General features: G+C 67.6%; 22 protein-coding genes. 6 read left to right on the plus strand and 16 right to left on the minus strand.

Translation table 11 applies throughout. The annotated features are described in order from the left end of the window. Positions 1-188: 188 nt before the first annotated feature. From ACFWVD_RS23065 to ACFWVD_RS23090, 6 genes are all read right to left on the minus strand, one after another. Positions 189-1,184 (minus strand): sulfate/molybdate ABC transporter ATP-binding protein, encoded by a 996-nt coding sequence (locus ACFWVD_RS23065; RefSeq protein ID WP_379245991.1) that lies wholly within the window; start codon positions 1,182-1,184, stop codon positions 189-191. Then, entirely contained in the window at positions 1,181-1,987 is an 807-nt protein-coding gene (cysW, locus tag ACFWVD_RS23070) for a sulfate ABC transporter permease subunit CysW (protein ID WP_379245993.1), read from the minus strand. Before cysW ends, ACFWVD_RS23065 begins: the two co-directional genes overlap by 4 nt. Beyond that, complete coding sequence (gene cysT / locus ACFWVD_RS23075) at positions 1,984-2,835, minus strand: sulfate ABC transporter permease subunit CysT (RefSeq protein ID WP_379246092.1); 852 nt, start codon at positions 2,833-2,835, stop codon at positions 1,984-1,986. Before cysT ends, cysW begins: the two co-directional genes overlap by 4 nt. Before the next feature lie 92 nt (positions 2,836-2,927). After that, complete coding sequence (locus tag ACFWVD_RS23080) at positions 2,928-3,980, minus strand: sulfate ABC transporter substrate-binding protein (RefSeq protein WP_379245995.1); 1,053 nt, start codon at positions 3,978-3,980, stop codon at positions 2,928-2,930. Positions 3,981-4,193: 213 nt separating this feature from the next. Beyond that, positions 4,194-4,283 (minus strand): Ms4533A family Cys-rich leader peptide, encoded by a 90-nt coding sequence (locus ACFWVD_RS23085; protein ID WP_019045829.1) that lies wholly within the window; start codon positions 4,281-4,283, stop codon positions 4,194-4,196. A gap of 138 nt (positions 4,284-4,421) precedes the next feature. After that, complete coding sequence (locus ACFWVD_RS23090) at positions 4,422-4,661, minus strand: hypothetical protein (RefSeq protein WP_379245997.1); 240 nt, start codon at positions 4,659-4,661, stop codon at positions 4,422-4,424. A 141-nt stretch (positions 4,662-4,802) separates the two neighbouring features. On the opposite strand from ACFWVD_RS23090, the gene ACFWVD_RS23095 reads away from it, so the two are divergent. Further along, positions 4,803-6,770, plus strand: a complete 1,968-nt coding sequence (locus tag ACFWVD_RS23095) for a glycoside hydrolase family 15 protein (RefSeq protein ID WP_379245999.1) — start codon at positions 4,803-4,805, stop codon at positions 6,768-6,770. Between the two features lies 1 nt (position 6,771). On the opposite strand, the gene ACFWVD_RS23100 is transcribed toward ACFWVD_RS23095, so the two are convergent. Continuing rightward, complete coding sequence (locus tag ACFWVD_RS23100) at positions 6,772-8,574, minus strand: hypothetical protein (RefSeq protein WP_379246001.1); 1,803 nt, start codon at positions 8,572-8,574, stop codon at positions 6,772-6,774. Positions 8,575-8,644: 70 nt separating this feature from the next. Beyond that, complete coding sequence (locus tag ACFWVD_RS23105) at positions 8,645-10,525, minus strand: hypothetical protein (RefSeq protein WP_379246003.1); 1,881 nt, start codon at positions 10,523-10,525, stop codon at positions 8,645-8,647. A 309-nt stretch (positions 10,526-10,834) separates the two neighbouring features. Here ACFWVD_RS23105 and ACFWVD_RS23110 point away from each other — a divergent pair, with 309 nt between their 5' ends. Together ACFWVD_RS23110 and ACFWVD_RS23115 are read left to right on the plus strand one after the other, a co-directional pair. Next, on the plus strand, positions 10,835-11,527 hold the full coding sequence (locus ACFWVD_RS23110; protein ID WP_379246005.1) for a response regulator transcription factor: 693 nt from the start codon (positions 10,835-10,837) through the stop codon (positions 11,525-11,527). Beyond that, the gene (locus tag ACFWVD_RS23115) at positions 11,524-12,801 is read left to right on the plus strand and encodes an ATP-binding protein (protein ID WP_379246007.1); all 1,278 of its coding nucleotides are present in this window, start codon (positions 11,524-11,526) and stop codon (positions 12,799-12,801) included. Before ACFWVD_RS23110 ends, ACFWVD_RS23115 begins: the two co-directional genes overlap by 4 nt. 21 nt (positions 12,802-12,822) lie before the next feature. On the opposite strand, the gene lepA is transcribed toward ACFWVD_RS23115, so the two are convergent. Continuing rightward, positions 12,823-14,661: a translation elongation factor 4 gene (lepA, locus tag ACFWVD_RS23120; RefSeq protein ID WP_379246009.1), complete on the minus strand. Its 1,839-nt coding sequence runs from the start codon at positions 14,659-14,661 to the stop codon at positions 12,823-12,825. A gap of 107 nt (positions 14,662-14,768) precedes the next feature. Here lepA and ACFWVD_RS23125 point away from each other — a divergent pair, with 107 nt between their 5' ends. Continuing rightward, complete coding sequence (locus ACFWVD_RS23125; protein ID WP_379246011.1) at positions 14,769-15,320, plus strand: type II toxin-antitoxin system PemK/MazF family toxin; 552 nt, start codon at positions 14,769-14,771, stop codon at positions 15,318-15,320. Between the two features lie 53 nt (positions 15,321-15,373). Here the strand turns inward: ACFWVD_RS23125 and ACFWVD_RS23130 are convergent, their stop codons facing one another. The 4 genes from ACFWVD_RS23130 to ACFWVD_RS23145 are packed head-to-tail and all read right to left on the minus strand — an operon-like array spanning position 15,374 to position 19,643. Beyond that, the gene (locus tag ACFWVD_RS23130; protein WP_379246013.1) at positions 15,374-16,138 is read right to left on the minus strand and encodes an aquaporin; all 765 of its coding nucleotides are present in this window, start codon (positions 16,136-16,138) and stop codon (positions 15,374-15,376) included. Positions 16,139-16,195: 57 nt separating this feature from the next. Further along, positions 16,196-17,038, minus strand: a complete 843-nt coding sequence (locus tag ACFWVD_RS23135) for a transglutaminase domain-containing protein (RefSeq protein WP_379246015.1) — start codon at positions 17,036-17,038, stop codon at positions 16,196-16,198. Next, positions 17,035-18,012: an alpha-E domain-containing protein gene (locus ACFWVD_RS23140; protein ID WP_379246017.1), complete on the minus strand. Its 978-nt coding sequence runs from the start codon at positions 18,010-18,012 to the stop codon at positions 17,035-17,037. The genes ACFWVD_RS23135 and ACFWVD_RS23140 overlap by 4 nt, the downstream gene beginning before the upstream one ends. Before the next feature lie 5 nt (positions 18,013-18,017). After that, complete coding sequence (locus ACFWVD_RS23145) at positions 18,018-19,643, minus strand: circularly permuted type 2 ATP-grasp protein (protein ID WP_379246019.1); 1,626 nt, start codon at positions 19,641-19,643, stop codon at positions 18,018-18,020. A gap of 308 nt (positions 19,644-19,951) precedes the next feature. On the opposite strand from ACFWVD_RS23145, the gene rpsT reads away from it, so the two are divergent. Then, complete coding sequence (gene rpsT, locus ACFWVD_RS23150; RefSeq protein ID WP_379246021.1) at positions 19,952-20,212, plus strand: 30S ribosomal protein S20; 261 nt, start codon at positions 19,952-19,954, stop codon at positions 20,210-20,212. A gap of 128 nt (positions 20,213-20,340) precedes the next feature. Next, entirely contained in the window at positions 20,341-20,601 is a 261-nt protein-coding gene (locus ACFWVD_RS23155; RefSeq protein WP_379246023.1) for a hypothetical protein, read from the plus strand. Here the strand turns inward: ACFWVD_RS23155 and ACFWVD_RS23160 are convergent, their stop codons facing one another. The 3 genes from ACFWVD_RS23160 to ACFWVD_RS23170 form a co-directional block, all read right to left on the minus strand. Then, the gene (locus tag ACFWVD_RS23160) at positions 20,602-21,804 is read right to left on the minus strand and encodes an LCP family protein (protein ID WP_379246025.1); all 1,203 of its coding nucleotides are present in this window, start codon (positions 21,802-21,804) and stop codon (positions 20,602-20,604) included. It lies immediately after the preceding gene. Positions 21,805-22,147: 343 nt separating this feature from the next. Beyond that, complete coding sequence (gene holA / locus ACFWVD_RS23165; protein ID WP_379246027.1) at positions 22,148-23,119, minus strand: DNA polymerase III subunit delta; 972 nt, start codon at positions 23,117-23,119, stop codon at positions 22,148-22,150. Between the two features lie 9 nt (positions 23,120-23,128). Further along, positions 23,129-25,915: a ComEC/Rec2 family competence protein gene (locus ACFWVD_RS23170; protein ID WP_379246029.1), complete on the minus strand. Its 2,787-nt coding sequence runs from the start codon at positions 25,913-25,915 to the stop codon at positions 23,129-23,131. Positions 25,916-26,074: the final 159 nt, after the last annotated feature.

Here is a 26,074-nt window from a genome sequence, read left to right on the forward strand (position 1 = left end):
CGTCATGCACAGTCGCGCGGACAGTGGTGTGAGACGCGAAAAATCGATGCTCACCGAGCGCGTCGAGGCGGCCCGCGGACTGCCGGTACCGGTTAACCTGCGCCGATGCGGCGGTACCGCGTACACAGATAAACCACGACCGGGGCCCGGCGACACTGTGTCGCCGGGCCCCGGTCGTCGGGTGTGGATCAGTCCTGCGGGAGGTCCGGAATGCGCGTGGCGCGCGCGTAGACGGTCTCGCCCTCGCTCAGATGCAGTGCCGCAGCATCACCGCGAGTTACCTGCGCGGCGAACTGGTCGCCGGTGGCGGCGTTGCGCAACTCGAGGCGGACCTCGAAGCCCAGCCGCACGATCCGTTCGACCGTGGCCCTGGTGACCCCGGCGGATTCGGCGGTGCCCTCGTGCTCGGCCATCGCCATGGACGGATCGCGGCCGACGCGAATGTCGTGCGGGCGGACCAGGTGGCCGTTCAAGCGTGCGACCGCGCCCAGGAAGGACATCACGAACTCGTTGGCGGGCCGGTCGTAGACCTGCTCGGGCGTGCCGACCTGTTCGATGCGGCCCTTGTTCATCACCGCGATCCGGTCGGCCACGTCCAGCGCCTCCTCCTGGTCGTGGGTGACCAGGACCGTGGTCACGTGGACCTCGTCGTGCAGCCTGCGCAGCCACTGGCGCAGGTCGGTGCGCACCTTGGCGTCCAGCGCGCCGAACGGCTCGTCCAGCAGCAGCACCTGCGGGTCAACGGCCAGCGCGCGGGCCAGTGCCATGCGCTGACGTTGGCCGCCCGACAGCTGCGCCGGGTAGCGGTGCTGGAAACCGTCGAGACCGACGATGCCCAGCAGTTCGTCGACCCGCTTCTCGATCTCCTTCTTGGGCCGCTTGCGAATCGTGAGCCCGAAGGCCACGTTGTCGCGCACGGTCATGTGCTTGAACGCCGCGTAGTGCTGGAACACGAAGCCGATATCACGCTTCTGCGGCGAGACCCGGGTGACGTCCTTGCCCGCGATCATCACGATGCCCGAATCCAGCGACTCGAGACCCGCGATGGAGCGCAGCAGCGTGGACTTGCCCGAGCCGGAGGGGCCAAGCAGCGCGGTCAGTTCGCCGGAGGGGATGTCGATGCTGACATCGTCGAGGGCGGCGAAGGAACCGTAGTTCTTGCGCGCGTTGGTCACGGTGATCATTCGGGGCCCCGTTTGCGTTCGAGAAGAGTCATCAGGAGTAGAACCACCAGGGCCATGCCCATCAGCAGGGTGGCCGCGCTGTAGGCGCCGAAGGTGTTGTGGTCGTTGATGTAGCGGCCGTGCACCAGCAGGGTCAGTGTCTGCGATTGGCCCGGCAGCGCGGTCGACACCATGATCACCGCGCCGAATTCGCCCAGTGATCGCGCCACGGTGAGCACCACGCCGTAGGTCAGGCCCCAGCGGATCGCGGGCAGGGTGATCCGCCAGAACGTCTGCCAGCGATTGGCGCCCAGCGTCGCCGCGGCCATCTCCTGGTCCTCGCCGATCTCGTGCAGCACCGGTTCGACCTCGCGCACCACGAACGGCAGCGTGACGAAGATCGTCGCGATCACCATGCCCGGCAGGCTGAAGATCACCTTGAAACCGGTGTTCTCGAGCGCACCGAACCACCCGCCCGCGCCCCACAGCAGGATCAGTGAGACACCGACCACCACCGGCGAGGTCGCGATCGGCAGGTCTACCAGGCCCTGGACCAGATTGCGGCCGGGGAACTTGCTGCGCACCAGGGCAAGCGCCGTGATCACGCCGAACACCACGTTCAGCGGTACCACGATGGCCACGATGATCATCGACAGCTGGAACGCCGAGATCGCCGCGGGCGTGGTGATCGAGTCGAGGAACGCACCGATCCCCCGCTCGAAGGTGCGGAACAAGATGATGGCCAGCGGCAACACCAGCAGCACGAACAGGTAGCCCAGCGCCACGGTGCGCAGCGAAAGGCGAGTGAACACGGAAAGCCTCATTCGGCGGCCCTCTCCTTTCGAGACGCGCGCTCGGCCAGCAGCCGCAGCACGAACAGGGTGGCGAAGGAGATCACCAGCAGCACCACCGACACCGCCGCGGCGTTGATCGGCCGGTCGACCTCGATCTGCTGCTGGATGTACTGCGAGGTCACCTGCGTCTCACGCGGAATATTGCCGCCGATCAGCACCACCGAGCCGAATTCGCCGATCGCCCTGGCGAAGGCCAGGCCGCCGCCGGAGATGATCGCGGGCGTGAGGGTGGGCAGCACGATCCGACGGAACGTCGTCCAGTTGCTCGCGCCCAGCGAGAGCGCGGCCTGTTCCACTTCCTTGTCGACCTCGATCAGCACCGGCTGCACCGAGCGCACCACGAACGGCAGCGTGACGAAGGCCAGCGCCACCACCAGACCGGGCTGGGTGGCGTTGAGGTGGATGTCGAACGGGCTGTTGGGGCCGTACAGCGCCAGCAGCACGATCGAGGCGACGATCGTGGGCAGCGCGAACGGCAGGTCGATCAGCGCGTTGACGATGCCCTTGCCGGGGAACTCGTCGCGCACCAGCACCCACGCGATCAGGGTGCCCATCAAGACATTGATCACCGCGACGATCACCGAGACACCGATGGTCACCTTCAGCGAATCCAGTGCCGAGGGTGCGGAGACCGCGTCCCAGAAGCCGGACCAGCCGTCTTCGAAGGAGCTCACGGTCAGCGCGGCCAGTGGCAGCAGCACGATGACGCTGAGCCACATCACCGCCACACCGATACCGACGGGGCCGACCGAGCCGCTCACACGCAGCCACGACCGGGCAGGCCGACGCGGGGTCGGCGGCTTCTTGTCCAGTTTCACGGCACCGCCGGGATCGGAGGTTTCTCCGGTCCCGGCGGGCCCACTGCTGTCAGTCACAGTTGTCCAGTATCACGTGTGAGCGGGGTCACGGCTTACTTGGTGGCCTGGTCGTAGATGACCGCGACCTTGCCGGTGCCCTGCGCGAACAGATCCTTGTCCACGGCCTTCCAGCCACCGAGGTCGTCGATGGTCCACAGCTTGGCCGGGGTCGGGAAGTCCTTGGCGAACTCGGCGGCCACCTTCGGGTCGACCGGGCGGAAACCGGCCTGCGCCCACGCCTTCTGGCCCTCGGGGGTGAACAGGAAGTCGCGGAACGCGGTGGCCTTGGGCAGGTTCTTGGAGTTCTTCAGCACCGCGACCGGGTTCTCGATCTTGAACGTGGTCGACGGGTTGATGTGCTCGATCGGGTCGCCGTTGCGCTCGGCGAAGATGGCCTCGTTCTCGTAGCTCAGCAGCACGTCACCGGTGCCCTGCAGGAACGTTTCGGTGGCTTCGCGGCCCGACTTGGGCTGCACCTTCACATGTTCGGGCGAGACCAGCTGGGTCAGGTAGTCCAGGCCGGCCTGCTGGTTCTTGCCGCCGTCGCTCTTGGCGGCGTAGGGCGCGAGCAGGTTCCACTTGGCCGAGCCCGAGCTGAACGGGTTCGGGGTGACGACCTCGACACCCGGCTTGATCAGATCGTCCCAGTCCTTGATGCCCTTGGGGTTGCCCTTGCGGACCACCAGGGTCACCACCGAACCGAACGGGATGCCCTTGGTGGCGTCGGCGTTCCAGGTGGCGTCGACCAGGCCCGCGTCGACCAGGCGGGTGATGTCGGGTTCGACCGAGAAGTTCACGACGTCGGCCTCGGCGCCGTCCTTGACCTTGCGCGACTGGTCACCCGAGGCGCCGTAGGAGGCTTGGACCTGCACGCCCTTGCCCGCGTCGGTCTTGTTGAACTCGGGCACGACCTTGTCGAAGCCCGGCTTGGGCACGGCGTAGGCGTACAGGTTCAGGGTGCCCCCGCTGCCGTCGGCCACCGCGGCGCCGCCATCGGTGGAGTCACTGGCGCCACCACCGCACGCGGTCAGCGCGACAGCGGCGACGGCGGTCAGGGCGATGGCGGCGGCGCGGCGGCGCGAGCCGATCCAGGTGTTGCGAGACATCTCGGGGTGAACCTTTCGGGAAAGGACCTGCCGCGCAACGGTTTTCGTGGCGGCAGGAAACGCTTCTGTCGATCGGTAGACCTGCCGCGCGCGGAAGGCACGACAGTGGGCGCGACTCGGGCCGGTTGGCCCCCGGAGTGACGGACTCGACTGCGAAAGGAAAGCGCGCGCCAGTCTACTGGGCAGAAACGCGCAGGCGAGTCCGGTGGCCGATCATCGACAGAGGATGTCCGCGACCGCGAGGTTGCCGACAGCGATCAACGCCAACTCATGGCGGATCTGCGGAGCGACACTCGACGACACATCGCAGACTGTAGCAGATTCGGACATGGTGATCGCAATCGAAGAACGCCTGCTCGGCCGGTCAGCGCGTGAAGAACCAGGCGATGACGACGAGTACGAGCAGGGCGATGAGCGCGAGTTGAACGCGAGAACGTGGCATCAGCGCACACCGCTGCCAACAGTGGGACGTTCGACCATCACCGGCATCGGCTCGACTGCATCGTCTCGATCGTCGCGGCCGAGCAGTCGGAAGGTCGCGCGCAGGGCGCGGTCGAGCAGGTAGGCAAGGGCGAAGCTGATCGGGACCATGCCGACCAGCACCACGAGGAACTGCGGAATAAAGGGCAGCCCGGCTACCCAGAGCTCGAACCCGTCCCACCAACCTGCGATGCGCTGCACACCGCCTAGCCTAGTCGGTGCCAGAACCTGCCCTCGCCGCCCGCGTCCGCGCACGCGAATTCCCCGGCCGCGACCAGCGGATCCGTCGCGATCACCGCGTACAGCGGTGGACGTGCGCGCGGTCCGCCGTGATCATTGGGTATGGAGTCTTCCAGCGCTGACGCCCTGCCGATTCTGAGTCCGGTCTCCTCGAGCGGCCGTCGCGGCGCCTTTCCGCCGATCGACGACTACGCCTTCCTGTCCGACTGTGAAACCAGCTGTCTGATCGCCAGCAGCGGTTCGGTGGAGTGGATGTGTGTGCCACGCCCCGACTCCCCCAGCGTGTTCGGCGCGATCCTGGACCGCAGCGCCGGCCACTTCCGGATCGGGCCGTACGGCAAGAATGTGCCCGCGGCCCGGCGGTATCTGCCCGGCGGGATGATTCTGGAGACCACCTGGCAGACCGAAACCGGTTGGCTGGTGGTGCGTGACGCGCTGGTGCTGGGCCCATGGCACAACAACATCGCCCGGTCCAAGACGCACCGGCGCACTCCGATGGACTGGGACGCCGAACACATTCTGTTGCGCATGGTCAAGTGCGTGAGCGGCACGGTCGAGTTGGAGATGAGCTGCCAGCCCTCGTTCGACTATCACCAGGGCGGGGCGAAATGGGAGTACACCGGCAAGGTCTACGAGCAGGCGACCGCGCGCGCGTCCAGCGGTCCCGATGACGGGCCGTCGCTGGTGCTCACCACCGATCTGCGGCTAGGTCTGGAAGGCCGAGAGGCGCGGGCGCGCACCAGAATGGCCGAGGGCGATCAGCGTTTCGTCGCGCTGACCTGGTCGGAACTGCCCGCGCCTGCCACCTTCGAGGACGCGGCGCAGAAGATGTGGGCCACCACCGAATGCTGGCGGCGGTGGATCACCCAGGGCGATTTCCCCGACCATCCGTGGCGCAGCTATCTGCAGCGCAGCGCGCTCACGCTCAAGGGTCTGACCTACGCGCCCACGGGTGCACTGCTGGCCGCCTCGACCACCTCGCTGCCGGAAACCCCTGGCGGACACCGCAATTGGGACTACCGCTACACCTGGGTGCGCGACGCGAGCTTCGCGCTGTGGGGTCTGTACACCTTGGGGCTCGACCGTGAGGCCAATGACTTCTTCGCGTTCCTCGATGACGTCACCACCGGCGAGAACGGTGACGCGGTGCCGTTGCAGGTGCTCTACGGGATCGGCGGCGAACGCCACATCACCGAATACGAGCTGCCCAATCTGTCCGGGTACGACGGCGCGAAACCGGTCCGCATCGGCAATGCCGCCTACGACCAGGACCAGCACGACATCTGGGGCACCATGCTCGACGCGGTGTACCTGCACGTGAAATCGCGCGGCCAGGTCCCCGAATCGCTGTGGCCGCTGCTGGAACGCACCGTGCACGCGGCGATCGCCAACTGGCGCAAGCCCGATCGCGGGATCTGGGAGGTGCGCGGCGAACCCAAGGACTTCACCTCCTCGAAGGTGATGTGCTGGGTGGCACTGGACCGTGGCGCGCGGCTGGCGCAGTTGCACGGGCAGCATGAACGCGCGGCGGAGTGGTTCGAGATCGCGGAGGAGATCCGCGAGAATGTGCTCGAATTCGGAGTCAACGATCAGGGCGTGTTCACCCAGACCTACGGCGGGGACACCCTCGACGCCTCGCTGCTGCTGGTGGTGTTGACCCGGTTCCTACCGCCGGAGGACCCGCGCATCCGGGCCACCGTGCTGGCGATCGCCAACCATCTCACCGTCAACGGGCTGGTGCTGCGCTATCACGTGGACACCACCGACGACGGCCTCGAAGGCGAGGAGGGCACGTTCACGATCTGCTCGTTCTGGCTGGTCTCGGCGCTGGTGGAGATCGGCGAACTCGAACGGGCCACGAATCTGTGCGAACGGCTGCTGGGGTTGGCCAGTCCCCTGCGGCTGTATGCCGAGGAGATCGACTCGCGCACCGGCCGACATCTGGGCAATTTCCCGCAGGCGTTCACCCACCTGGCCTTGATCAACGCGGTGACCCACGTGATCCGCGCCGAGGATCAGCGCAACGCGGGCCAGTTCCAGCCCGCGCACTCCCCGGCCAACCGGGCCTGAGTCAGTAGGTGAGGCGTTCGGCGCGCTGACGCAGCCCGGCGATCGTGCGCAGACCCGCGTCGATCTCGGTGATGCGCAGTTCGCGGTGGTCGCCGTACCGCAGGCCGGTTTCCTCGGCGGCGCGCAGGGCCTCGTCAGCGGTGCGGCCCACTTCGGCGGCGATCTCGGTGTAGTGGTCGCGCAGGGCTCGTTGCAGCGCGCGCAGCCGGTTGCGGGATTCCTTGCCCACCTGGAAGATCACGTCGTCGGCCAGGCGGGCCACGGCCACCTTCGCCTCGGCTTGTCTGCGCTGTTTGCGGTTCTTGCGGTCGTCCCACAGCGCGTTCACGCCCAGCAGCACACCCGCGCCCGCGGAATACCAGTTGACCAGCGACATGCCCAGCAGACTGGTCGCGAGACCGACCATCAGGATGCCGCCGTAGGAGCCGCGCAGCGCGGTCAACAGTTGTTGTCCCACACCGGCTTTGGCGCTTTCGAGGGATTCCAGCGGTTGCACCGGTTCCAGCACGTCGCCGGGGTTGGTCAGGCGCAGTTCGGGCAGCGGCGGGGTGCGGTTGTCGGGCGGGAACTTCGCGGCCACCTGCTCGGTGAGCTCCACGGCGCGATAGTGCGCCATCACGAAGTTCTCCTCGACCGCCTCGCAGATCCGCGCGTCGAGTTCGGTGGCGAACTCGTTCCACTTGCGGGCGGGGTCGGTGCGGGTGATCTCGGCCTCGGCCTCGCGGACCAGGCTGCGTAAACGGTGCCGCAGATCGTGTTCGATATCGGCGCTGAGCTCGGAACCACCGTCCACGAGGGTGACCTGCCAGGTGGCGGTGCGCTGGCGCAACTGGTCGGCGGCGGTGCGCGCGGCGGCCAGGCGCTGGGTGATCTCCGCGCGTCTGCGGGGGTCGCGCAGGGTGTCGGACTCCGCGCGCAGGGTGACCGTGAGCTGGTCGGTGATCAGGGCGATATCGCGTGCCGCGGCCGCGACTGCCACCGAATCCGCTTGGGCGACAACGTATTCGCGCAAGTGGTCGATGAGCTGCGGTACGCCGGACTCGATATCGCGCTGCTGGTCACGCTTTTCGGTGGCCTGGTGGTGCAGCAGACCCGACACGGGCGCCACCGCGAAGTTCAGTCCGGCGCCGTCGAGCAGCGCGCGGTTGCGTCGCTGGGTCAGCGACCACTGCGGATTGCGGTCGATCTTGGTGAGCACGCAGACCACCGACGGGCACACCTGCTCGACCCGACGCAGGTAATCCAGTTGGGCCGCGGTGAGTTCGGCGGCGGCGTCGGCGGCGTACAGCACCACGTCGGCGGCGGCGATCATCGACCAGGCGCTGGCCTCGTGGGCAGTGGCGCCGGGGGCGTCCATCACCACCAGGCCGTCGGCCAGCAGCGGACTCGGCTCGGCGAATTCCGCGCGCAGAATCCCCAGCGAGGTCAATGCGGGCAAGGGGTTCAGCGGGTCCACCGGGACCCGTTCGACCCGGCCACCGGGCGCGGATTTCACCAGCGTCGCCTTGGGCGCCTGGCCGTATTCCACGATCACCGGCACGCTGGGCTTGCCGTCGGTGGCGCTGACCGGGGACCCGACCATGCTGTTGACCAGCGTGCTCATCCCCGCCTGCGGTTCGCCGACGACCACGATCCGCACGCGCGGATCGCTGAGCCTGGCCCTGACCATGCCCAGGCGCGCGTCGAGATCGTTGCGACCGCCCGAACGGACCAGTTCCCGCAGTTCGTCGACCAGCGCGATGACCGGAGCCATCACATCCGGATGCTTCACCGTCGCGGTCTGCAGTCCGGTTGCGGCAGACAAACGATCCTCACTCTCCTTGCGTCAACACGGCGCGGGCCACGCTGGCAACGTCATCGCGTCAGTCGTCGCGTCAGACGAAGTCATACCCGTGGTGTTCGACGGGAAACGCGCCGGCGAACACATCGCCACCGCCCAGACCCGAATCGAACAATCCGGCCGAAACGCCATGGTAGCCGCTGCTGTGCTGGTCGAATTCGGCGGCAATCGGCTTGGTCTCCACGACCGGGGGTTTCACCGGTGCCACGGTCGGCGCCACGGTGACCGGCGGCGGGGTGACCACCGGCGGGTCGATGTCGACGGTGGGGCGCGTGGTCGGCGGGTCGATGTCCACCGTGGGCGGCTTGGTCGGCGCGGTCGGCGTGGGGACGTCGACGGTCGGGGTGCCCTGACCGGTCGAGGGGGTGGTAGAGCCGCCGGTGCCGGGCTTGGTGGTGACGTCGTCGTCGGGCACGGTCGGCTTCACCGGGGTGGTCGGCGGCACGGTGATCGGGACCTTGGTGACATCGGGCACAGTGGGAACCGTGACCGTCGGCACGATCGGCTTCACCGTCGTCGGCGTCTCGAGATCGATCGTGGGCACCTTGGACGGCACGGTCACCGGCGGCATCGTCGGGGTGGAGCCGCCACCGGAGACATCGGGCAGCACAACGGGTTTCGTCGGGGTGACCGGCGTGAACAGCGCGGGCACCGAGGCCGCGGGGGCGGTCAGCGGCGACGTGGTGGCCGGGCCGAACACGTTCGCGATCGGGGTGGACGCGGCGTCGGGCTGGATGGTGGTCTGCAGCGGCGTGCTGACCACGGGGTTCGTGGCGACCGGCGCGACGGCCACGGGTGCGATCGGGGCGGGTGCCGGTGCGATCGGTGCCGGTGTCGGGACGAACGGGGTCGCCGCGACGGGCGCCGGGGCGGGTGCGGTGGAGCCGGGCAGGCCCACACCCGACGACGAGCCGGGCAGGGTGGGACCGTTCGGGCTGCTCAGGCCGCCGGTGGGCGAGGGGGTCCCGGTGCCGCCGGGGGTGGTCATCTCGCCGCGCAGCCAGTCGCTGTAGTCGTCGAGCTGGTCGCCGACGTCGCCGACCTGCAGGTCGGCCTTCAACTGCGAGGTGAACCACACCCCGTCGAGTCCGGCGTGCACGTCGACCTGCCATTGGCTGGTCATCATCGCGCCGATGCCGTCGAACATGCCGCCCAGGTCACCGATGCCGTCGAACATGCCGTCGGACACCGAACCGACCGGGTCGGTGCCGGGCAGTCCGATACCGCTGTAGCCGGGGATGCCGAAGTCGTTGCCGGGCAGGCTGTCGTAGCCCGGGATGCCGATGCCGGGGGTCGGACCGTCGAAGCCGGGAAGGCCGATGCCGGGCTGGTCGAAACCGGGCTGGTCGAAACCTGGTCGGCCGAAATCGGGCAGGTCGAAGCCGGGGCGGGTGCCGTGTTCGGGCCTGTCGTCGAAGCCGGGGAGGTCGAAGCCCGGTTCGGCGTTGCCGGGGTTGTGGCCGTAACCGGGGTTGGGGCTGTAGCCGGGAATGCCGATGCCGCTCGAGGAGTCGTTGTCGCCCGAGATCCGGGAGTCACGCTCGTCGTAGCCGGAAGTCTCTGGGCGCCGGTCGAATTCACCGGTCCGGGCGACCATCGAGACGTCGGGGGGTGCGAAGAACGGGGTGGGCGGCACCACCGGGTCGAACTCGGGTGCGGCGGCCAGATCGGGGAAGGTCACGATCGGGCTGGGTGCGTCCGGGCTCGGGTCGGTGGGCACGGTCTGCTGCGACCAGCCCGCGTACCGGCTGTCGGCGTTGCTGTCGCGCGCGGCGCCGTTGGACGCCACCAGCGCGCCGCCGGTGACATAGGCCCCGGCCCTGGCGACGCGGGCGACGCCGTTGGCCACCCGGTAGGCCGTGTCCGGCCCTTCCGTGCGCGCGGCACCGTCATCGAAAGGCAGTTCACGCGTCATCAAGGCTCCAACACATCGCATCGCTGTAGTTCCTCACCACTACCGAGGCGAAGTGAGGACAATCCAACACTATTTCCAGATCACCGAACTGTCATTTCGTGCATAACGTTCGGTGCCCACCCTATGGGCCACAACGTCGTTGGCGCGAGCCCGTGGAACCAGGGGCGGTCGATCCGCAGAGAACTCTAACGATTGGTCAACAGAACGTGAAGTCGCGCGCCCTACCGTCGTACTCACCGGCGCATCAGGTCGGTGGGGTCGCGCCTTCCGCGCACCCTTTCCGACCAGCGATAACACTAGGGTGAGTGCATGACCGGACAGCAGATCTTGGTCGTCGACGACGAGGTTCGCGTGCTCGCGTCGTTGCGGCGCGGCTTGGAACTGTCGGGCTTCGACGTGATCACCGCCGGCGACGGCGCGCAGGCGCTGACCCTGGTCGGTTCGGCCGCGCCCGACGCCATGGTGCTGGATGTGAACATGCCCGAACTCGACGGTGTGGGCGTGGTCACGGCCTTGCGCGCGATGGGCAACGACATCCCCATCTGTGTGCTCAGTGCGCGCAGTGCGGTCACCGACCGGATCGCGGCGCTCGAGCGCGGCGCCGACGACTACCTGACCAAACCGTTCGATCTGGGCGAATTGGTCGCGCGTTTGCACGCGTTGTTGCGGCGCAGGCCGGTGACGGTCGCCTCGTCGTCGGAGACGATTCAGGTGGGCGAGGTGGTGATCGATCTGACCGGGCATCGGGTGCACGCGGGTTCGTCGCCGGTCGAGCTGACCAAACGGGAGTTCGAGCTGTTGGCGATGTTGGCGCGCAATGCCGGGATCGTGCTGGGGCGTGAGCAGATCCTGTCGGCGGTGTGGGGGTACGACTTCAGCACCGATACCAATGTGGTCGATGTGTTCGTGTCGTATCTGCGGCGCAAGCTGGAAGCCGAAGGTGTTGCGCGCGTGGTGCATACGGTGCGCGGGGTGGGGTTCGTGTTGCGGGATCAGCCGTGAAGGCGTCGCGGTCGTTGCGGTTTCGGGTGGCGTTGGTGTCGGCGGTGGTGGCAGCGCTCGTCGCGGTGACACTCGGGCTCACTTACGGTGCGTTGCTGAAGGTGGCGGGCACGAGTCAGCTGAATCAGACCGTGTCGAGTATGCGAGTGGCGGTGGCGCAGCCGTTCGACGCCGAGCCCGGGGGTGCGCCGCCTGTCCCGGCCTTCGAGTTGCCGGACGCGTCCGCGTCGCCGCGACAGGAGACGATCGTGGTCCCGGTCGACGGGGATCACCGGTCGCTCGCGGCGGTACAGGGCGCGCCGGGGATGGTGGTCGAGCTCGACGCCGATCGCGAACTCGTCGACGCCGCCATCACCCGCAGCCAGCTGATCGGCCTCGGCATCGGTGTGGCCGCGGTGGTCCTGGCCGCCGTCTTGGGTTGGGTGCTGGCCGGTTTCGCCGCGCGACCGCTGCGCAGGCTCGCCAACGCGACGCACGAAATCGACACCCTCGACGAACTTCCACCGCTGTCGGGACGCGGCAATCGCGAAGCCGAGGAACTGTCCGACGCGATCAACCGGATGCTGGCCCGCCTCGAGGCCGCGCACGGCGAAACCCGGCAGGCCCTGGACAGTGCCCGCGATTTCGCCGCGGTGTGCGCGCACGAACTGCGCACGCCTTTGACATCCATGCGCACCGATCTGCAGGTACTCGCCGGCCCGGATCTGCCCGCCGACCAGCGCGGGCCGGTGCTGGCCGATGTGCTCGCCGCCGAGGGGCAGATCGAGCGCACGCTGTCCGATCTGGAACGTCTGGCCGTCGGTGAGCTCACCGATCAGGGCGCGTTCGAGCCGTTCGAACTGTGCGAAACCCTCGACCGTGCGGTGCAGAACGCGCGCCGTGCGAATCCGGGTGTCGACATCACGCTGTCCGAGTGCGATCCGGTTCCGGTGCACGGGTTGCCCGGCGGGATCATGCTGATCGTGACCAACGCCGTCACCAACGCGGTGGTGCACGGTCAGGCCACGCGGGTGACCGTCGCCGCGCGGGCCACCGACAACGGCGTCGAGATCACCGTCGACGACAACGGCACCGGCATCCCGGATACCTTGTCCCCCACCGCTTTCGACCGTTTCGCCAAACGTCCCGGCTCCCCCGGCTCTGGCCTGGGTCTGGCGCTGGTGCAGCAGCAGGCGCAATTGCATTCCGGTACAGCCGAACTCGACCGCAGCCGGATGGGCGGCGTGCGCCTTCGCGTGGAAATAGCTCAGGCGCCGGTGGGTACCGGCGCCTGAGTGTCGTGCTGGGGGTCTTGCCTACTTCTTGGGCTTGTCCGAATCCGAGGACAGTGCCGCCACGAAGGCTTCCTGGGGGACTTCCACGCGACCGATGGTCTTCATGCGCTTCTTGCCCTCCTTCTGCTTTTCCAGCAGCTTGCGCTTACGGCTGATGTCGCCGCCGTAGCACTTGGCGAGAACGTCCTTGCGGATCGCCCGAATGTTCTCGCGGGCGATGATCTTCGCGCCGATCGCGGCCTGGATGGGCACCTCGAACTGCTGACGCGGGATCAGTTCGCGCAGCTTGGTGGTCATCTTGTGGCCGTAGGCCTGCGCGGCATCCTTGTGCACGATGGCGCTGAACGCGTCGACCGCTTCACCCTGCAGCAGGATGTCGACCTTCACCAGGTCGGCTTCCTGCTCGCCGGCCTCTTCGTAGTCGAGGCTGGCGTAGCCGCGCGTGCGCGACTTGAGCAGGTCGAAGAAGTCGAAGATGATCTCCGCCATCGGCATGGTGTAGCGCAGCTCGACGCGGGTTTCGGACAGGTAGTCCATGCCGCCGAGCTCGCCGCGACGCTGCTGGCACAGCTCCATGATCGACCCGATGAACTCGCTGGGCGAGATCACGGTGCACTTCACGATGGGCTCGTAGATGTGGCGCACCTTGCCCTCGGGCCAGTACGACGGGTTGGTGACGACGTGTTCGGTGCCGTCCTCCATCTCGACCCGGTACACCACGTTGGGCGCGGTGGAGATGAGGTCGAGGTCGAACTCGCGCTGCAGACGTTCGCGGGTGATCTCCATGTGCAGCAGACCGAGGAAGCCGCAGCGGAAACCGAAGCCGAGCGCCACCGAGGTTTCCGGTTCGTAGGTCAGCGCGGCGTCGTTGAGCTGCAGTTTGTCCAGCGCGTCACGCAGGTCCGGGTAGTCCGAACCGTCGACCGGGTACAGGCCCGAGTAGACCATCGGGCGCGGTTCGCGGTAGCCGGTGAGCGCTTCGGCGGCGCCGTTGCGGGCACTGGTGACGGTATCGCCGACCTTCGACTGGCGAACGTCTTTCACACCGGTGATCAGGTACCCGACCTCGCCGACGCCCAGACCCTGGGTGGGTTTGGGTTCGGGCGAGACGATGCCGACCTCGAGCAACTCGTGGGTCGCGCCGGTGGACATCATCTTGATCTTCTCGCGGGGCGAGATCTTGCCGTCGACCACGCGGATGTAGGTGACCACGCCACGGTAGGTGTCGTAGACCGAGTCGAAGATCATCGCGCGAGCGGGTGCGTCGGCGTCGCCGACCGGCGGCGGAACGGCCTCGATCACCTTGTCGAGCAGTTCCTTCACGCCCACACCGGTCTTGCCCGAGACCCGCAGCACGTCGTCGGGCTCGCAGCCCACGATGTGCGCGATCTCGGCCGCGTAGCGATCGGGATCGGCGGCGGGCAGGTCGATCTTGTTCAGCACGGGAATGATCGTGAGATCCTTCTCCAGCGCCAGGTACAGGTTGGCCAGGGTCTGCGCCTCGATGCCCTGTGCGGCGTCGACCAGCAGGATCGCGCCCTCGCAGGCTTCCAGCGCGCGGGAGACCTCGTAGGTGAAGTCGACGTGGCCGGGGGTATCGATCATGTGCAGCACGTACTCGGTGTCGTCGACCTGCCACGGCAACCGCACGTTCTGCGCCTTGATCGTGATACCGCGCTCACGCTCGATATCCATCCGGTCCAGGTACTGCGCGCGCATCGCCCGCGCTTCGACCACACCGGTCAGCTGCAACATCCGATCGGCAAGCGTGGACTTGCCGTGATCGATGTGGGCGATAATGCAGAAGTTCCGGATCCGGGACGGATCGGTGAACGTCGTATCGACAAAACTGGAAGCCACTCCACTCCTCGCGGGGTATAGGCGAACTGCGCCTATCGTCCCATGAACGGGCGCGGTGCTTTGTCACCGGTGCGCTCCAAGCGCGTGACGGCGTTATATTTCAGTGCATGGCCAGCAGTTGGAACAGTCTCGGCAAGCAGCTCGGCGTCATCGCCAAGGAGCAGGGGCCCAAAATCGTGCGCAAGCAGGGGCCGCGACTGCTCGAGAAGCTGGTGGACGCGCTAGCGAACAAGCCGGGACCGCCCGTGGCGGTGCGCCCGACCGCCTCCACCCCCGTGCCCACCGCCCATCGCGCCAGGCAGATCGTGTACTGCCCGCAGTTGGACGGGCGTGCCGATCCCGGCGAGATCGTGTGGACGTGGGTGCCGTTCGAGGAAGACCCCACCAATGGCAAGGACCGGCCGGTGCTGGTGGTCGGACGTGATCGCAAGACACTGCTCGGGTTGATGTTGTCGTCCAAGGCGGACCGCGCCAACGACCCCAACTGGGTCGGCATCGGGACCGGACCGTGGGATCACGACGGTCGGCCCAGCTGGGTGCGACTGGACCGGGTTCTCGACGTGCCCGAGGACGGGATCCGGCGCGAAGGCGCGATCGTGGAGCGCAAGACGTTCGACCTGGTCGCGCACCGGCTGGTCATCGAATACAGCTGGAGCTGAACGCGAACAGACCCCGGTCCTTGGATCGGACCGGGGTCTGTCGGCGGAGCTTTCTACAGGTGGGCAGGCTTGGACCGCCCGAAGATCAGGCCGTAGATCAGTGAGCCGAGCACGCCACCGATCAGCGGGAAGAGGATGAACGCCCACAGCTGACCCATCGCGCCGTCCTGATACGGCGCGACCGCGATGCTGCGCGCCGGGTTCATCGAGCCGTTGTCGATCTGGATCGCCACGATCAGCGCGATCGCCAACGCGAACCCGATCGACACACCCGACTGCGGTGCGTCGGACAGCTCGTCGGTGGAGGCGAGCACGACGAACACCAGCACCGCGGTCATCAAGACCTCGATGATGATCGTGGCCGCCAGGCCGTACCCGTTCTGCAGGACCACCTCACCCAGCGGCCCGGTCTGCGCCGACGGACTGTGCGCGCCCCAACCATTGGCCCCCAGACCGTCGACCGGGCGATCGTACGACGGCAGGTTGTTCGCCAGCGCGAACAGCAGAATGCCCGCCGCCAGGCCGCCGATCACCTGCGACACCACATAGGCGATGGCGTTCTTCGGCGAGATCCGCCCGAGCAACAAGACCCCCAGGGTCACAGCCGGGTTGACGTGGCAGCCCGACAGCCCGCCGATCGAGTAGACCAGGAACGTCAGCGTCAACCCGAACGCCAGCGCGACACCCAGGGTGCCCACCTGCTGACCGGCCAGCACCGCCGTGCCCACACCACCGATCACCAGAACGAAGGTCCCGAGGCCTTCGGCCAACCATTTCTTTTGATCCGCGCCGAGGGGATTCGGTGATGAAGACGGCATCCGCAACTACCTCTCTACAGGTCAGACCAACGAGACGAGTGCACAGCGGATCCGACACTACGCGAGGCGAGTGACCTCTACAACGACCTCCAGATCCGTCGAGCCGCCACCGGAGAACACACCTTTCAGCGGCGGCACGTCCGCGTAATCGCGGCCCACGCCCACCGAGACATGCTGCTCGTTGACCGCGAGATTGTTGGTGGGGTCGTACCCCCACCACTGCCCGGTCCACGCCTCGATCCACGCGTGCGACTGCCCCGCCACGGTCTCACCGATCTGCGCGCCGGCCTTGGGATGCAGGTACCCCGACACGTACCGGCTGGGAATTCCCATGCTGCGCAACAACACCAGCGTCAGGTGCGCGTAGTCCTGGCACACCCCGCGACGCTCGGCGAAGGCCTCGAGCGCGGAGGTGTGCACCGAGGTCGTGCCCGCGATGTAGTCCATTTCCTTGTGCACCCACTCGGCCGCGCGCACCACCGCCTTGGCCGGTTCCTCCCCGCGCGACAGCTGCTTGGCCACCGTGGCCAGTTTGCGGTCGCGCGGCACATACACAGTGGGACTGAGCATTTCGTCGAAGCGGTCGATCACGCGGCCGCCCTGCAGTTCGTCCCAGCTCAGTTCCTCGGTGGGCTCGGCGAACGGTTCGGTCTCCACCACCGACGACCCGGTCACCTCGAGTTCGGTGTGCGGGGCGTGCAGATCGAACGCGGTGACCGCGGTGCCCCAGTAGTCGGTGTACCGGTAAGACCTGGTGGCGGGCACGGTTTCGACGCGATTGAGGATCACGTTCTGCCTGCTGTCCGCGCGCGGGGTGAGCCGGGCCTCGTTGAACGAGCGCGTCACCGGCGCGTCGTAGACATAGCCGGTGGTGTGCACCACCCTGATCCGCCAACTCATAGCTCTCCCTCTACCTGCACGCGGCCGTCCTGATTGCTGCGCACGTCGGTCCACGCCACCCACGGGGCGGCATGGAAGTACTGGCGTGACACGGCTTCCCCGAGATCACGGCACGATTTCTGCAGCGCGAGCAGCCGCGCCTGCAGGTCTTCCAACAACACGCCCGGCGGCAGGAATTCGAGTTCACTTCGGGCGCGTCCCAGCACCCGCTGCGCCTCGTGCCGCGCGCCCACCCGACTGCCGGGGCGCTGATCGAGTTCGGTCAGGCACGCCTCGGCCACGCGCAGGGTGTGGAACACCGAACGCGGGAAAAGGCGGTCGATCAGGATGAACTCGGCGACGCGGGCCGCGTCCAGGGCGCCGCGGTGGGTGCGCAGGTAGGTGTCGTGCGCGCCCGCCGAGCGCAACACCGTCACCCAGGCCGGCGAGGAGGTCTTGTCCCCCGCCCGCGACAGCAGCAGGCGCACCATCATGTCCACGCGTTCGATCGACCGGCCCAACAGCAGGAACCGGTAGCCGTCGTCGCGACTCAACGTGGAGTCGGTCAGTCCGGTGAACATCGCCGCGCGGCCCTTGATGTAGGAGAAGAACTCGTGCGGGCCGAGACCCCGCGCCGCCTTCTCCGCGGTGGCCATGCCGTTGTAGGTGGCATTGAGACATTCCCACATCTCGCTGGACGTGACTTCGCGTGCGCCGCGGGCGTTCTCGCGGGCCTTGGTGATGGAGTCACTGATCGAGACGCCGTGATCGTGGCTGAACGCGACGAGATCGGTGACCGACCACACGTTCAAGCGCAGGCCCTCGGGCGGTTCGATGCCAAGCACCTTGAGCAACACGCGAGACGTGCGGTCCGCGTCGACGGTGGCATCTTCGAGCAGTTGATGCACCGCCACGTCCAGGATGCGCGCTGTGTCGTCGGCGCGCTCGACGTATCGGCCTATCCAGTACAGAGATTCGGCGTTTCGAGCAAGCATGTCTGTCAGTCCCCGATCAGCCGCTGTGTCTGCTGTTGTTGCTGCTGTTGCTGGTTGGCCTGCGGTGTGCTGAGTTCGCGACCCAGTTCGAACGCGTCGGCCTGCGGCGGTTCGCTGACCAGTTCGGGTCCGGCCAGTTCCCGGTCCACCGCGCCCGAGCGCCCGGCCAACACCCAGGTGTCCTTGCTGCCGCCGCCCTGGCTGGAGTTCACCACCAGCGAGCCTTCCGGCAGGGCCACGCGCGTGAGGCCGCCGGGCAGCACCCAGATGTCGTCGCCGTCGTTGACTGCGAACGGGCGCAGGTCCACGTGGCGGGGGGCCAGATCGTTGCCGATCTTGGTCGGCACCGTGGACAACTGCACTACCGGCTGCGCGATCCAGCCGCGCGGGTCGGCTTTCACCTTGCGCTTGATCGCGTCCAGTTCGCGCGGGCTGGCGTCGGGTCCGATCACGATGCCGTAGCCGCCCGACCCCTCGACCGGCTTGATCACCAGTTCCGCGACCCGGTCCAGGACTTCCTCGCGTTCGTCGTCGAGCCAGCAGCGGAAGGTGTCCACATTGGCCAGGATCGGTTTCTCACCCAGGTAGTACTCGATGATCTTGGGCACATAGGTGTAGATGAGCTTGTCGTCGCCCACGCCGTTGCCGACCGCGCTCGAGATCACCACATTGCCCGCGCGCGCGGCATTGAGCACCCCGGCCACGCCGAGCACGGAGTCGGGACGGAAGTGCATCGGGTCCAGGAAGGTGTCGTCGATGCGCCGGTAGATCACGTCGACCTGCCGTTCGCCCGCGGTCGTGCGCATATAGACGACATTGTCGCGGCAGAACAGGTCGCGACCCTCGACCAGCTCCACGCCCATCTGCCTGGCCAGCAGCGAATGTTCGAAGTAGGCGGCGTTGTGCACGCCGGGGGTGAGCACCACCACGGTCGGATCGACCTCGTTGGGCGCGGCCGAGGCCCGCAGCGCGCGCAACAGATGGCCGGGGTAGTCGCCCACCGAGCGCACCCGATGCGAGGAGAACAGATCAGGGAAGACCCTGGCCATCGTGCGCCGGTTCTCCATCACATAGGAGACCCCCGACGGCGAGCGCAGGTTGTCCTCCAGCACCCGGAAGTCGCCCTTTTCGTCGCGGACCAGGTCGATGCCCGACACGTGGATGCGCACACCGTTGGGCGGCACCAGACCCGCGGCCTCGCGGTGGAAGTGTTCACACGAGGTAACAAGGCGTTTGGGGATCACCTGATCGCGCAGGATGTTCTGCTCGCCGTACACATCGGCCAGGAACAGCTCCATCGCGGTGACCCGCTGCTTGATCCCGCGCTCGAGCTTGGCCCACTCCGCGGCCGCGATCACTCGGGGCACCAGATCCAACGGGAACGGGCGCTCCTGACCCGACAGGGAGAAGGTGATGCCCTGATCGATGAACGCACGATCCAGCGCGTCGGAGCGTTTGGCCAGGTCATCGACGTCATTGGCGACCATCGCGGCGTGGATGCCCTTATAGGGGGCCCGCACTTTTCCCGATCCGTCGAACATCTCGTCGAAGGCGTCCGCGAAGCGGCCGGGGCCGTATCCCTCGAACAGACCGGTGTGGGTAGGTTCGCGATGCCCGTTCGTTCTCACCATCGCCGGTGATGCAGTTCGAGCCGTACTCGGCGCACTGGTGGGGGTCATGACAAAAACTGTGCATCACCCGGTAGTGACGTCGTGTGAGACACAGGTAAATTCTTTGCATCACCTGAAACGGATGAAATCGACATCGTCGTCGAGGTCGGACGGAACAGGGCCGATTTCGCCAGGGGGTACCCAGCTGGTAACCTCGATCTTCGGCGCGGTGTTACCCGTAGTTCAGCACCATCTGCTGCATCGTGGGCGCGCGCCCGACGAGCTTTCACAGAACACCACCCAGCGACAGGAAACCAGAGGATACAGGCGTGGCCAACATCAAGTCCCAGATGAAGCGGATCCGTACCAACGAGGAAGCGCGCAAGCGCAACCAGTCGGTCAAGTCCGCGCTGCGCACCGCGATCCGTAGCTTCCGCGAAGCCGTCTCCACCGGCGACAAGGAAAAGGCTGCTGCGCAGCTGCAGACCGCGAGCCGCAAGCTCGACAAGGCCGCGTCCAAGGGCGTCATCCACGCCAACCAGGCGGCCAACAAGAAGTCCGCGCTCGCGCTGGCTCTGAACAAGATCTGATCGTCGGCGAGCCTGGTGCTCGCTGACCGATACATCGCAAGACGCAGCCGCCGTGGCCTCGATGACCACGGCGGCTTTTGTCGTTCCCCGATGCCTACTTGTCAGCTGGGTCGGTTACCATTCGCGCCATGTTGACGGTGTACGCGAATCAGACAGTGGTACGAGGCGATGACCTGGCCGAGGTGATCCGCGCGGCGGAGATCCTGGGGATCGGGCTCAAGGTCGAAAACGTGATGGTGCCCGACGAGGACGGTGGTTACGGCGCTGCCTGGATCGTCACTCGGGAGGACGAGGTTCCGCTGTACGACGAGTGGGAGGGGCGCTACGACGCCGACGATCTCGAGGACGAAGACGACGACGAGTTGTCGCTCGTGGTCGCGGGCGAGTAGCTAGTTCACGCAGGGCACCTGTCCCGAAGTGATGTCGCTGCGGACCGGCTTGCCCGCGTCGGGGGTTTCGATCACCGGTGCGGTCGTGCTGGTCTGCCAGGCACCCGCGTTGGTCTCCGACGACCAGGCGGCCGGGGGTTCGGTGCGCTGATCGGCGCGCTTGGTAGTGGTCGGCACCGGCATACCGAACGCGGCCGCGATCTCGCGGCGGATCGCCTGCCGGTCGACGATGTTGACGTCTTGGCCGTTGATCACGTCGTAGCGCAGGACGGGCAGGGTGCGGAATTCGACCACCGGGTCATCGGCGGCGCCCAGGGTTCGAACGAATTCGGTCATGTTCCAGTCGTCGGACAGCACGATATTGCGGTGTGCGACGGCCATCAGGGCATTGAGTTTGCCCGGGTCGGTGAGGGTGCCCGCGCTGCGTAGCTGACGCGCGACCGAGGTCAGGAACGCCTGCTGGCGGTGGGTGCGGTCCAGGTCACCGTTTTCCAGACCGTGCCGTTGCCGCACGAACGCCAGGGCCTGCGCGGGGTTCAGATGTTGGCGGCCTGCGGGGAAATCGGCGCCGGAGAACTCCGAGTCGTTGACCCGCTTGTTCAGGCACACCTCCACCCCGCCCAGCGCGGCGGCCAGATCGTAGAACCCGGCCAGGGTGACCTCGGCGAACCGGTCGATCGGCACACCGGTGAGATCGCGCACCGCGGACACGATCGACGCCCGGCCCGCTTCCCGGCCCGCCTGCTCGAGCTGTTTCTTGTCGGTGACGCCCTTCGCGATCATCTGGTCCTGCACTGCGGCCTTCTTCAGCCCGTACGCCTCCTTGATCTTGGCGTGGGTGTAGCCGGGGATGCCGCTGACGGGGACGTAGTCGTCGCGCGGGATCGACACCGCGACGAACTTGCTCAGATCGGCCGGAATATGCACCAGGATCAGGGTATTGGCGTTGTAACCGCCTTCGTCACCGTCGCCCGCGTGCAGCTGTTCCAACACCTCGGGTGGTAGTTCGTCGCCGTTCTGATCGCGACGGGTGTCCAGGCCGATCAGCAGGATATTGAGGTCGCCGTCCAGCGAATGGGGTGCGTCGTCGCCGAGTGCCTGCGACCTCAGAAACCCCGCGTCGAAACTTCCCGCCGTGGACCACCCGTATGCCGTCACGATGACCACCGCGGCCGACATCAGCGCCGCGACAACCTGCACCACCCGCCGAGCAATACGCCCCGCCGACCCCCGACCGCGTCGACCGCGCCCGCCATGTCCGTTCCGGCTACCGATCGACTCGACCATCTCATGATCAACTGTGCCAGTTGTGAGAGCGGACAGACATCGCGATTGGGTCCCGGTTTGATGATGTTCGGCGGGGGGCGACGCCGTTGCGCGGGCAGCGCCTCTGTCCGAGTCGAGGCATCGCTGTTGCTGGTGAGCCGGGCGCGTTCAGCCCGTCTGAGACGTCGCATAGCGGTTGCTGGGGGCCGGGGGCTAGCCCGTTCAGCCCGTCTGGAACGGGGACACAGCGGTTGCTTGCGGCCGGGTCCAGGGCGACCGTTCAGCCGGTTGCGCGTAGGTCGAGGATGCGGGCGAGGGCGTGTTCTACGGCGTAGGTGGCGTCGGCGGCGCCGCCCTTGACGTCGGCGTTGAGGGTGGCCACTACCTGCAGGGCGGTGGCGATGGTGGTGGGGTTCCAGCCGCGGGCTTGGGCCTGGGCGCGCTTGACCTTCCAGGGGGGCATGCCCAGTTTTTGCGCGAGGGCGAAGGGGTCGCCGCGGCCCACGGAGCCGACCTTGGCGATGGTGTGGACGGAGTCGGCGAGTGCGTCGGCCAGCAGGACGTGCGGGACGCCGCGGTCGGTGGCCCAGCGCAGGGCCTCCATCGCGCCGGGGCGATCGCCTGCCACGGCGAGGTCGGCGACGTCGAAGCCGGTCACCTCGGCGCGGCCGGAGTAGTAGCGGCGCACGGCGTCGGCGGTGACCTTGCCGCCGGTGTCGGACACCAATTGTGAACAGGCCGCGGCCAATTCACGCAGTTCGGAACCGACGGATTCCAGCAGCACCTGCACCACTTCGGTCGGCACCTTCACCCCCGCGGCCCTGAACTCGCCGCGCACGAACTCCACCCGCTCGGCACCCTTGCTCAGTTTCGTGCACGCGTGGACGGTGGCGCCCTTCTTCTGCAGCGCGGGCGCCAGTGCCTTCGCGCGCCCACCACCGGAATGCAGCACCATCAGCACCACGCCCTCGGGCGGATCGGCCGCCGCCTCGGTGATCACCGCGACCGCGTCCTTGCCGGCCTCGGCCGCCGACTCGAGCACGATCACCCGGTCCTCGGCGAACAGCGACGGACTGAGCAATTCCGCCAGCTCCGCGGTGCTCGCGTCACCGGCGCGCATCCGATCCACCGGCACCGAATCCGGGTCGGGCGCACACGCGCGTACCTGCGCGGTCACCATCGCAACCGCACGTTCGACCAGCAGTTCCTCGTCGCCGAGGACCAGATGCACCGAGGCAGGGCGTTCGCTCACCAGGCGATCCTACGGACGCCCACCGACACGTCGGCATCCACGGCTGGTTGCACCGCGGCGACGGGAGGTGACGGTTCGCAGATCGGCCGCGGTTCCCACGACCAGGACGTCACCATCGAGGTCGGTCCGTGCCACCGTGGTGCCGAGTGTGGCCAACGCCTGCGTCACCGTCGGATGCGGGTGACCGAAGGTATTACCCTTTCCGGCACTGACCAGCGCCAGGCGTGGGCCGACCGCGCGAAGGAATTCCGGTGTGGTGGTGCGAGATCCGTGATGTGGCACCTTCAGGATATCCGCCCGAATATCACCCCCACGCGCGACCCGCCCCTGCGCCTCGGCCTCGATATCCCCGGTGAACAGGATCGTCCCCGCCGATGTCCGTGCCCGCACCACCAGCGACCGATCGTTGGCTTCATCGGCGGCCAATGATGTCGGCACCTCCCGACTCGGCGCCAACACCCGCAATTCGACTGTCCCGAACACCATTTCGTGTCCTGCGAACAGTTCCATCAACGGAATCCCAGCTGCCCCCGCAAGCTCCGCCACCCGCTCGGCCCCATTCGCATCTTCACCGTGCCCATGCGAATCTCCCTGCGTAACAGCTTGTCCCACCGGTCGACCTTCACCTCGCGCCATCATCTCCCCCGGAGTCCCACTCGGGCACTTGTCGCCGACCGAAGGCGCCGACGATGCCGACCACCCCGCTGTTGTGGCCGGCTGCACGGGCCCTGCGATACCGCCGATGTCAGTCGGCCTCGGATCCGGGTCAGCCTGCCTCGGATCAGAAGGGGTCACCCCCACCGGATGTATCTGCGGCGCAGTCGGTTGCCGCCTCGATCCGCTCACTTCCGGTTGGTGTGGCAGTCGGGTCGGCGGTTCGCCGACGTTTCGGGTTGCGGCAGCGCAGGTTCGGGCGATGGCGGTGCGGAGTTCGCCGGGGGCGGTGGCTATCGCGTCTACTGTGCGGCCGCGCAGGGCGCCGGCGAGGCCGTTGATGTGGTCGGCGTGGGGGTGGGTGAGCACGAGCAGGGGGATGTGGGTGATGTCGAGGCGGTCCAGGCAGGCGCGGATCGGGCGGGGGTCGGGTCCGACGTCGATGACGATCGCCGCGCCGGGAGCAACCGAGAGCGCGAGGCCGTCTCCTTGGCCGATGTCGCACATCGCGAGCACCCAGCCCGACGGTGGCCAGCCCGGCTGCAGGAAACGCACCGGGAGCAGCACTATCGACACTCCCAGCGCTACCACCGCCAGGAGTCGACGGGTGTGCGACCAACGCAACCCCGCCACCACCACGATGACGATCGCCGTTGCCACCAGACCGGCGACAGCACCGCCGGGCACCGTCACGGTCGCACCCGGCACAGCGGCTGCGCGATCGGCGACACCGAGCAGCCACCACATCGGCGGCCGCGCGCACCACAGCACCCACACCGCGGCATCACCCCACACGCAGGCCACGACCGCGCCCACCGCCCCGATCACCGTGATCAACCCGACGACCGGCGCGACCAGCGCATTGGCCACGATCGCCACCAGGCTCACCCGCCCCGACAACGCCACCATCAACGGCACCGTGACGACGAACGCGGCCGCCGCCACCGCCACGATCTCCGCAGGCGCCCGCCACCATCCACGCGCCCGCAACCAGTCCGCCCAACTCGGGGCGAGCAGAATCAGCCCCGCTGTGGCCAGTACCGACAGTGCGAATCCCGCGCTGACCGCCAATTGTGGTGCGACAGCGAGCAATCCGATCACTGCCGCGCACAGTGCGGGGAGTGCCTGTTTTCGCCGACCGGTCAACAGCGCAAGCACTGTCACCGAACCCATCACCGCGGCCCGCAGCACACTCGGGTCGGGACGCGCGATCACCACGAACAGCACGACCACTCCCGCGGCCGCCGCCGCACTCGTTCGCGGACCCGCGGTGAGCAGTCGGGTCAGTGCCAGCAGAGCCGTCAAGAGAATCGTGAAATTTGCTCCACTGACCACACAAAGGTGTTGCAGCCCAGCGATTTCGAACGCCTCGCGAACGTCACCCGACAACGATGCCGTATCGCCGACGACCAGTGCGGGCAGCAACCCAGCCGCAGCAGGCGGCAGCGCTTCGGCCGACGCCTCGACCAGATTCCCCCGCACACTCGCGGCGAGTCGCTGCCACCACGGCGGCACTCCGATCAGCTCCGGGGTGTCAGCGGCCTGCAGGGTGGCGATGGTCAGGTCCGCCCGGTTCGGTTCACTCGCCTGCGCTCGAAACCGCACCACCTGCCCCGGCGACAGCCCCGCCCATCCCGCACCCTCGGCGAGCACCACCACCGACCCACCCGCCTGGGTCCAGGCGGGCCCCCTCCCGAACTCCCGCAGCTCGGCCCGCACGATCCACCGCCGCTGACCACCGAAAGTGCCCGCCCGCATCGGCTTCGCGTCATCGGTGACCACCGCGACTACATTCACCGACCGCCCGAACGACTCCCGCAGCGGATGCGCCTGCACATGATGCTCCCGCCAAGCCCCCGCCGCCCCGAAACCCGCGCCGAGCAGCATCGTCGCCAACCCGGCCACCGCGACAACCCGCCACCGCTCCCGCCGATGCGCCATCGCCCACAGCAACACCACCCACAAGCCGATCGCCACCACGACCGCGACCACCGCCAACACCAACCCCGCGATCCACCCCACCGTCACCGCGACGATCGTGGCCACCCAACACCCGAGCGCCGCGGGAACGAGGCGCATATCGAGCACCTGCGGCTCGGACTCCTCCGCCCCAGCCTGGGTTGTCTCTCCGCGGTCCAGCATCGCTGTTCCCTGTCGCAGTGGGGGTCTCACCCCCGCCGCCTCGCCCAGCGCGACTCTCATCTGCCTGCCGCGTCGTCGCGGCTGGACATTCCACTGTCCCGGGTTCCCGCGACTCTGTTTGCGGGGCAATGGGTTTTGCCGAATCCGACCGGACATGTC

Origin of the sequence: Nocardia sp. NPDC058666 (genome assembly GCF_042714895.1) — a bacterium.
Lineage (GTDB): Bacteria > Actinomycetota > Actinomycetes > Mycobacteriales > Mycobacteriaceae > Nocardia.

What these genes read in the sequence shown, in the direction of transcription:
- ACFWVD_RS23065 (WP_379245991.1), bottom strand. Translation starts at nt 1,184, where the DNA reads ATGATCACCGTGACCAACGCGCGCAAGAACTACGGTTCCTTCGCCGCC.
- cysW (WP_379245993.1), bottom strand. Translation starts at nt 1,987, where the DNA reads ATGAGGCTTTCCGTGTTCACTCGCCTTTCGCTGCGCACCGTGGCGCTG.
- ACFWVD_RS23080 (WP_379245995.1), bottom strand. Translation starts at nt 3,980, where the DNA reads ATGTCTCGCAACACCTGGATCGGCTCGCGCCGCCGCGCCGCCGCCATC.
- ACFWVD_RS23095 (WP_379245999.1), top strand. Translation starts at nt 4,803, where the DNA reads ATGGAGTCTTCCAGCGCTGACGCCCTGCCGATTCTGAGTCCGGTCTCC.
- ACFWVD_RS23105 (WP_379246003.1), bottom strand. Translation starts at nt 10,525, where the DNA reads ATGACGCGTGAACTGCCTTTCGATGACGGTGCCGCGCGCACGGAAGGG.
- ACFWVD_RS23110 (WP_379246005.1), top strand. Translation starts at nt 10,835, where the DNA reads ATGACCGGACAGCAGATCTTGGTCGTCGACGACGAGGTTCGCGTGCTC.
- ACFWVD_RS23125 (WP_379246011.1), top strand. Translation starts at nt 14,769, where the DNA reads ATGGCCAGCAGTTGGAACAGTCTCGGCAAGCAGCTCGGCGTCATCGCC.
- ACFWVD_RS23130 (WP_379246013.1), bottom strand. Translation starts at nt 16,138, where the DNA reads ATGCCGTCTTCATCACCGAATCCCCTCGGCGCGGATCAAAAGAAATGG.
- ACFWVD_RS23135 (WP_379246015.1), bottom strand. Translation starts at nt 17,038, where the DNA reads ATGAGTTGGCGGATCAGGGTGGTGCACACCACCGGCTATGTCTACGAC.
- ACFWVD_RS23140 (WP_379246017.1), bottom strand. Translation starts at nt 18,012, where the DNA reads ATGCTTGCTCGAAACGCCGAATCTCTGTACTGGATAGGCCGATACGTC.
- ACFWVD_RS23145 (WP_379246019.1), bottom strand. Translation starts at nt 19,643, where the DNA reads ATGGTGAGAACGAACGGGCATCGCGAACCTACCCACACCGGTCTGTTC.
- ACFWVD_RS23155 (WP_379246023.1), top strand. Translation starts at nt 20,341, where the DNA reads ATGTTGACGGTGTACGCGAATCAGACAGTGGTACGAGGCGATGACCTG.
- ACFWVD_RS23170 (WP_379246029.1), bottom strand. Translation starts at nt 25,915, where the DNA reads ATGCTGGACCGCGGAGAGACAACCCAGGCTGGGGCGGAGGAGTCCGAG.